This window comes from uncultured Tessaracoccus sp. (assembly GCF_947286155.1).
Lineage (GTDB): Bacteria > Actinomycetota > Actinomycetes > Propionibacteriales > Propionibacteriaceae > Arachnia.
The window spans coordinates 46,531-53,382 of sequence record NZ_CAMYPD010000016.1; the positions used below are offsets into that span (position 1 = coordinate 46,531).

Here is a 6,852-nt window from a genome sequence, read left to right on the forward strand (position 1 = left end):
CCTCGGCATCGTCACTCGCCCCAGAAGTAGCGCTCGACGACGGCCGCCGCTCGGCGCGCGTGTCGTCGGGTGATCTCGACGAGCTCACTCGCCGGCCCGTCGATGCCTAGCAGCGTGTTGATGGCCGCGAGGTCTCTGGGGTCAGTGGGGAGCGCGTCGGCGGCGCGGCCACGCACGAGCATCACCGCGTCGCGAACGCTGCTGGCGTGCCGCCATGCCTCCTGCAGCGCGTCCGCGTCGGGGGCCGCGATGAGCCCGAGCGAGCGGGCGGCGTCGAGGGCTGCGAGCGTCGACGTGGTCTGCAACTCGGGGTTCGCATGGCCGTGCTGAAGCTGCAGCAACTGCACGGTCCATTCGATGTCGGCCAACCCGCCCGGGCCGAGCTTGAGGTGGCGGTCGCGATCGATACCGCGCGGAATGCGCTCGCGCTCCATGCGCGATTTCAGTCGACGGATCTCTGTCACCTCCGACGGCGCGAGCCCCTCGGGCGGGTACCGGTAGGGGTCTGCGTCGTGCAGCAGCTGTGCGACGAGCGCGGCATCGCCGGCGCCGTGTCGGGCGCGAAGGAGCATCTGCCGCTCCCACGTCGCGGCCCATCGCTCGTAGTAGGTACGGTATGAGGCCAGGGTGCGCACCTGCGGGCCGCTCTTCCCGCCGGGACGCAGGTCGGAATCCAGCGTCAGCCCGTGGTCTGGGCCAGGACGCCCGAGGATCTCGGCGGCACGTCGGACGAGTTTCGTCGCCGCTTCCAGTCCGGCGGCGTCGGTGCCGTCGGGTACCACGAACATCGCGTCGAGGTCTGACGAGTAGCTCATCTCCGAGCCACCCCAACGTCCGAGCGCGATGATGCCGAGCTCCGGCGCGGCGTGTTCGCGTCGGGCGATATCCAGCGCAGCCTCGAGCGTCGCGTCCGCCAGCGACGACAGCGCCTGGCCGCATTGGGCGACGTCGACGCGGCCCAGCACGTCGGTGATGGCGATACGGGCGAGCTCGGAACGCCGCAGCGCGCGCATGGACGCGACGGCGCGGTCGGCGTCGTCGTGGCGGGCGGCGGTGGTCTTGAAGGCCGCGACGAGCTCGTCGCGCGGGCGTGGCTGAAGGTCGTCGTCGGAGGCCAGCAGCCGCACGGATTGCGGCACCCGCTGGAGCAGCGCGACGGCGAACCGACTCGTGGAAGCCACCGTCGCGAACCGCCTGGCCATGTAGCCCTCGTCGCGCAGTGCCCGCAGGTACCAGCTCTCCTCCCCCAGCGCTTCCGAGAGCTGACGAAACGAGAGCAACCCGAAGTCGGGGTTCGGCCCGTCGGCGATCCATTCGAGCATGGCTGGCATGAGGTGCCGACGGATCTCCGCTGCCCGCGACGTACCCGTCGTGAGCGCCTCGATGTGGGTGAGTGCGGCTCGCGGGTCGAGAAAACCGAGCGCCTTCGCGCGCGCTCGGGCAGCGTCTTGGCTGAGCAGGGCACCCGACGGTGATTGCGCCACCACATCGAGCAGGGGCGAGAAGAAGATGCGCTGACGCAGACGTCGCACATCTCGTCGGGTGGTTTTCCACTGCTCCCACACGTCCGGTATCCGCGCGGTGCGTGAGAGTTCCGCGAGCTGGTGCTCGTCGTCGGGAACGAGGTGGGTGCGCCGCAATCGGGCGAGTTGGATGCGGTGCTCGATCACGCGCTGGATGCGGTAGTCCTGCGCGAGCTTGGCGCCGTCGTCGCGGCCGATGTATCCGTGTGCGACGAGGGCCTCGAGGCCGTCGAGCGTGCCTTGGCAGCGGATGCGTTCGTCGGAGGTGCCGTGGACGAGCTGCAGGAGCTGCACGGAGAACTCGGTGTCGCGCAGGCCGCCGCTGGCGAGTTTGATGTCGCGGTCGGCCTGCGACTTCGGGATAAGTGAGATGACCCGCTCGCGCATGGCGCGCATCTCGGGGAGGAAACCGTCGGTGTGGGCGACCTGCCACACCTTGGGCGCAAGCATGTCGACGAACGCTTGCCCCAGTTGCAGGTCGCCGGCGGCCGGGCGTGCCTTCAGCATGGCCTGGAACTCCCAGGGCTTGGCCCAGCGTTCGTAGTAGTGGCGGCATGATTCGAGCGTGCGTACGAGCGGCCCGGCTTTGCCTTCGGGGCGCAGCGCGGCGTCGACAGTCCAGATGGTGCCGGCGCTGGTGCGGGCGGAGCAGATGCGCGCTTGGGCGGCCGCGATGCGCGTGGCGACGGCGAGGGCGTGGTCGGTGGGCACGTCGTCGCGGGCGGGCTCTGCGACGTAGAGCACGTCCACATCCGAGATGTAGTTGAGCTCCTGGGCGCCGGTTTTGCCGAGCGCGATCACCGCGAGTTTCGCGTCGGCCCACTGCGGCACCTCGGCGCGCGCGAGTGCGAGCGACGTGTCGAGCACGGCGTCAGCCACGTGCGCGAGCTCGTGCGTGATGTCGGCGAGGAGCGCCGTCGGATCCTCTGCCTCGAGGTCTCGCGCGGCGATGAGCGTGAGCGCGGCTCGGTTTGCCACGCGCAGCTCGTCTGCGGTGTCGGCACAGACCCCGTCGACGATGGGTAGGCGCTCCGCAAAAAAGCGGCGCCAGTCGTCGGCACTGCGCGGGCGCGGTGGGTCGCGCAGGAGATCCAGCAGGTGCTCTTCGCGCCCGAGCGCCGTGGCCAGCACCGACGATGCACCCGCGACGAGGAGCACGCGTCGCGCCCAATCCGCGTCGCCCAGCAACTCGCGATGCCGCCCGGCCTGCACGATGGCGTCGAGGGCGTGGAGTGCCCCGAAGCGGTCGCCTACCGGGGCGAACCAGTCGAGATCCAACTTGGCGCGGACGTCGTCCGGCCAGGATTGCCAGATACGCGCGGCCGAGGTGGGTTGGGCGAATCCTCGCCGCGCAAACTCAGCTTGGGGTGAGTGGAGCCGCGCCATGGAAGGAGTCTACGGCCCTCGACGCGTCGGCTACAGGCGTGCCCGGCTAGGCTCGATGCATGTTTCGCCCCACCGATGCCGTCACGCAAGCGCTCCGCCCGCTCGTGGATGAGCGCGATCTCGATGCGGAATTGTCGGCGAAACGCCCCGACCTGACGCAGCTGCTGCTGCGGGCGGCGTCGGAGCATGCAGAGCTGCCGCGCCCCCTCGTCGCTGCGGCTACGCGCGCGGCGTGTGGGCTGTTGGGCGAGCGTTTCGGCGGCCACGCCATCGAGTTGCGCGTGCCGCCATTTGCGGCGGTGCAGTTGAGCTTCGGTTCCGGCCCGCGGCACACGCGTGGTACCCCGCCCAACGTCGTCGAGATTGATCCGACGGTGTTTCTCGCCCTCGTGACGGGGCGCGTGGCCTATGCCGACGCTGCGGTCCGGGCATCGGGCGCCCACGCGCACGAGGTGGCGCAGGCGTTCCCGCTCACATGACGGCGATGTTTTGGTCAATCTCCCATTGCGAGGTCTGGCGGCGGTAGTCCTCAAACTCCTCGTGCTTGTTGCGTAGGAAGTGCTCGAAGACGTGCTCGCCGAGGGTATCCGCGACGAGTTCCGAGCCCTCCATCACCCGCAACGCGCCGTCGAGGTTGCGGGGCAGCTCGTCGATGCCCAGCGCCTGGCGTTCGCGACGAGACAGCGTCCACACCGCTTCTTCCGCCTCAGTCGGCAGGGGGTATTCGCCCTCGATACCCTGCAGCCCTGCGCGAAGCAGGAGCGCGTAGGCGAGGTACGGGTTCGCGGCGGAATCGATCGCCCGATACTCCACGCGCGCACTCGATGCCTTGCCAGGCGTCCACTGCGGAACGCGCACGAGGGCGGACCGGTTGGCTCTCCCCCAGCACACATAGCTCGGGGCCTCGTCGCCTGCGGCGAGGCGCTTGTAGGAGTTCACCCACTGGTTCGTCACCGCAGTGATCTCGGGAGCGTGCCGCAGCAGCCCCGCGATGAAGTGCCGTCCCACCTTCGACAGCTGGTATTCGTCGGCGGCGTCAAAGAACGCGTTCGTGTCGCCCTCGAACAGCGACAGGTGCGAGTGCATGCCCGAGCCTGGATACTGCGTGAACGGCTTCGGCATGAACGTGGCATGCAGACCGCGTGAGGCTGCGGCCTCGCGCACCGCCACCCGGAACGACATGATGTTGTCCGCCATCGTGAGCGCGTCGGCGTGACGCAGGTCGATCTCGTGCTGTCCGGGGGCGCCTTCGTGGTGGCTGAACTCGACGGAGATGCCCATGTCCTCGAGGCCAAGAATGGCCTCGCGTCGCACGTCGTTGGCTCTGCTCAGGGTGGTGTGGTCGAAGTATCCGCCGTTGTCGAAGGGCACTGGCGGGTTGAGCTGGCTCAGCACGAAGAACTCAATCTCGGGGTGCACCTGCAGGCTGAACCCGGCGTCGGCGGCTTTGTCGACGGCGCGTTTCAGTACGTAGCGGGGGTCGGCGAAGCTCGGGGACCCATCACGGAGCCGCACATCACAGAACATGCGTGCCGTGACAAGGCCGGATTCGGTCATCCACGGCAGCACTTGGAACGTAGAGGGGTCCGGGTGGGCCACCATGTCGGCCTCGAACACGCGGGCAAAACCCTCGATGGCCGAGCCGTCGAAGCCGACGCCTTCCGCGAGCGCCACCTCAACCTCACCCGGCCCGATAGCCACGGATTTCAGGTTGCCCAGCACGTCGGTGAACCACAGCAGGATGAATCGAACCTGATGCTCTTCGATGAGTCGAAATACGGTTTCGGCCTGAGTGTCCATGGGCCCAAGTGTGCCGTACGGCGCACCGTCGCGGCGCTCACACCACGGTTTGTTGGACAACTACACTGCGGGGTATGAGTCAGCCCGGCTGGTACCCCAACCCGGAAGGCCGCGGTACGCCGCGGTACTGGGATGGTGCCCAATGGCACGACGAGAAACCCCAGAAGTCGTCGCCTGCGGGCTGGATCGTCGGCGGCCTGCTGCTCATCGCGACGGTGATCGTCGTTCTGGTATTGCAACCTTCGAGCATCATGAAACCTCTCGCTGCGCCGCCAGAAGATTCCCGCTCCGATCGTCCGAGCGTGAAGCCGTGGGATGAGCGCACGCGAGAACCCGACGAGCCCGCGCCCACCGAGGACGGCGGCGCCAAACCTGAGGACTGCCCCACCGTCGGTTACCCGACGAGTGAAGTGGACGCGAATGGGCTGTTGCATGGCGGCGGGCTCACCGTCGTGGCTCCGAGCGCCGACGGTTGGAGCAACGAGCCCACATATATGCCGTGGATGGCGGAGCAAAACTCGGTGACACGGCAAATCGTGCCGGGCTGGGTGGCGTCGATGGACATCGGTACCGTGCGCGCCGAGGACGGGTTCCGCAACCCGAAGCAGGCTGCGGCGGCGATGGTGTCGTGCATGGCGTCGTCGTGGATGTACGACGGCTTCACTGGTCGCGAAGACCTGGTCAATGAACAGGTGGAGATTTCCGGGGTCACAGGTTGGCATATTCAGACGAACATCTATGTGGACAGGGAGGACGGCATCGAAGGCGACCTACTGGATGTGTACGTCTTCGATCTCGGGCGCGACGGTGAGCTCAGCGTCGTGGCGGGCTGCGCCACCATCGACGATGCCTCCTCCATCGAGGAGGTTCGCCAGTCGCTCGACAGCATCGCCGTCGAGTGAACCCGCTCGAGACAAGCGCTAGGGTGAAACTGTGAGCATCATTACCCCGCATACCGTCTCCCCCGTCCGCCCAGTTCCCGCGTCGATTGCCCGGCCGGAGTACGTCGGGAAGGAAGGGCCGACCCCCTACACCGGGTCGCATGTGCAGTCCGACGACGTGATCGAGCGCATGCGGGTGGCTGGCAAGATTGCCCACGACGCGATGCACGAGGCCGGCAAGGCCGTCGCGCCCGGCGTTACGACGGATGAGCTCGACCGCATCGCGCACGAGTACATGCTCGACCACCACGCCTACCCGTCGTCGTTGGGGTACCGCGGCTTCCCGAAATCGATCTGTACGTCGGTGAACGAGGTCATTTGCCACGGCATTCCGGATAGCCGCCCGCTCGAAGACGGCGACATCGTGAAGATCGACTGCACCGCGTTCTACGACGGTGTCCACGGCGACAACTGCTACACGTTTCTGTGTGGTGATGTGTCCGAGGAGCACAAGCTGCTCGTCGAGCGCACGCAGGAGGCGCTCAACCGCGGCATTAAGGCAGTGAAGCCCGGGCGGCCGATGTCCGTGATCGGGCGGGTGATCGAAAGCTACGCCAAGCGCTTCGGTTATGGGGTGGTGCGTGACTACACCGGCCACGGCGTGCACACGCAGTTCCATTCCGGGCTCGTGGTGCTGCACTACGACGAGCCACGCCTCGACACGCGCATGGAGCCGGGCATGACCTTCACCATCGAGCCGATGCTCACGCTCGGCAACTACGAGTCGGAGGTCTGGGACGACGACTGGACCGTCACCACACTCGACAAGTCGTGGTGCGCCCAGTTCGAGCAAACCCTCGTCGTCACCGACGACGGAGCCGAGATCCTCACCGCCTGAGCTGCTCCCGACTGTTTCCCCGCCCCAAACAAAACTGCAAAACTCGACAACAGCTGGATGCCTCACGCTCACCTGAGCGGGGACAATTCCGTCTGATGGCGAGTTTTGCAGTTTCTCCCTCCAATGATTGAGCCGCGGGCGCAGCCCGCGAGTCGAAATCATCCGCCAGATGTGGCTTCGATACGCGCCTACGTCGCTACTCAACCACCGGTGCCGAAGCGACTGCCCCCGACCGTCGAGTAGGGCCGCAGGCCCGTATCGAGACGCAGCAACGAGTTTCGACACGCCACTTCGTGGCCACTCAACCACCGGTGCTGAAGCGACTGCCCCCCCCCGACCGTCGAGTAGGGCCGCAGGCCCGTAT

Annotated in this window: 5 protein-coding genes; 3 read left to right on the forward strand and 2 right to left on the reverse strand. The window is 67.3% G+C overall.

All coding sequences use genetic code 11. From position 1 onward, the window contains the following. Positions 1-11: 11 nt before the first annotated feature. Positions 12-2,909: a bifunctional [glutamine synthetase] adenylyltransferase/[glutamine synthetase]-adenylyl-L-tyrosine phosphorylase gene (locus tag Q0X68_RS05840; protein ID WP_297748884.1), complete on the reverse strand. Its 2,898-nt coding sequence runs from the start codon at positions 2,907-2,909 to the stop codon at positions 12-14. Between the two features lie 59 nt (positions 2,910-2,968). On the opposite strand from Q0X68_RS05840, the gene Q0X68_RS05845 reads away from it, so the two are divergent. Next, positions 2,969-3,388 carry a sterol carrier family protein gene (locus Q0X68_RS05845; protein WP_297748887.1) on the forward strand — a complete coding sequence of 140 codons (420 nt, stop codon included), beginning with the start codon at positions 2,969-2,971 and terminating at the stop codon, positions 3,386-3,388. Here Q0X68_RS05845 and Q0X68_RS05850 read toward each other — a convergent pair. Further along, the gene (locus tag Q0X68_RS05850) at positions 3,381-4,676 is read right to left on the reverse strand and encodes a glutamine synthetase family protein (protein ID WP_297748896.1); all 1,296 of its coding nucleotides are present in this window, start codon (positions 4,674-4,676) and stop codon (positions 3,381-3,383) included. The genes Q0X68_RS05845 and Q0X68_RS05850 overlap by 8 nt on opposite strands. A 107-nt stretch (positions 4,677-4,783) precedes the next feature. On the opposite strand from Q0X68_RS05850, the gene Q0X68_RS05855 reads away from it, so the two are divergent. Further along, positions 4,784-5,611: a DUF2510 domain-containing protein gene (locus Q0X68_RS05855; RefSeq protein WP_108869932.1), complete on the forward strand. Its 828-nt coding sequence runs from the start codon at positions 4,784-4,786 to the stop codon at positions 5,609-5,611. 31 nt (positions 5,612-5,642) lie between these two features. After that, complete coding sequence (gene map, locus Q0X68_RS05860; RefSeq protein ID WP_108869934.1) at positions 5,643-6,488, forward strand: type I methionyl aminopeptidase; 846 nt, start codon at positions 5,643-5,645, stop codon at positions 6,486-6,488. Positions 6,489-6,852: the final 364 nt, after the last annotated feature.

Coding starts and splice junctions, on each gene's coding strand:
- Q0X68_RS05855 (WP_108869932.1), top strand. CDS start 4,784: ATGAGTCAGCCCGGCTGGTACCCCAACCCGGAAGGCCGCGGTACGCCG.
- Q0X68_RS05840 (WP_297748884.1), bottom strand. CDS start 2,909: ATGGCGCGGCTCCACTCACCCCAAGCTGAGTTTGCGCGGCGAGGATTC.
- Q0X68_RS05845 (WP_297748887.1), top strand. CDS start 2,969: ATGTTTCGCCCCACCGATGCCGTCACGCAAGCGCTCCGCCCGCTCGTG.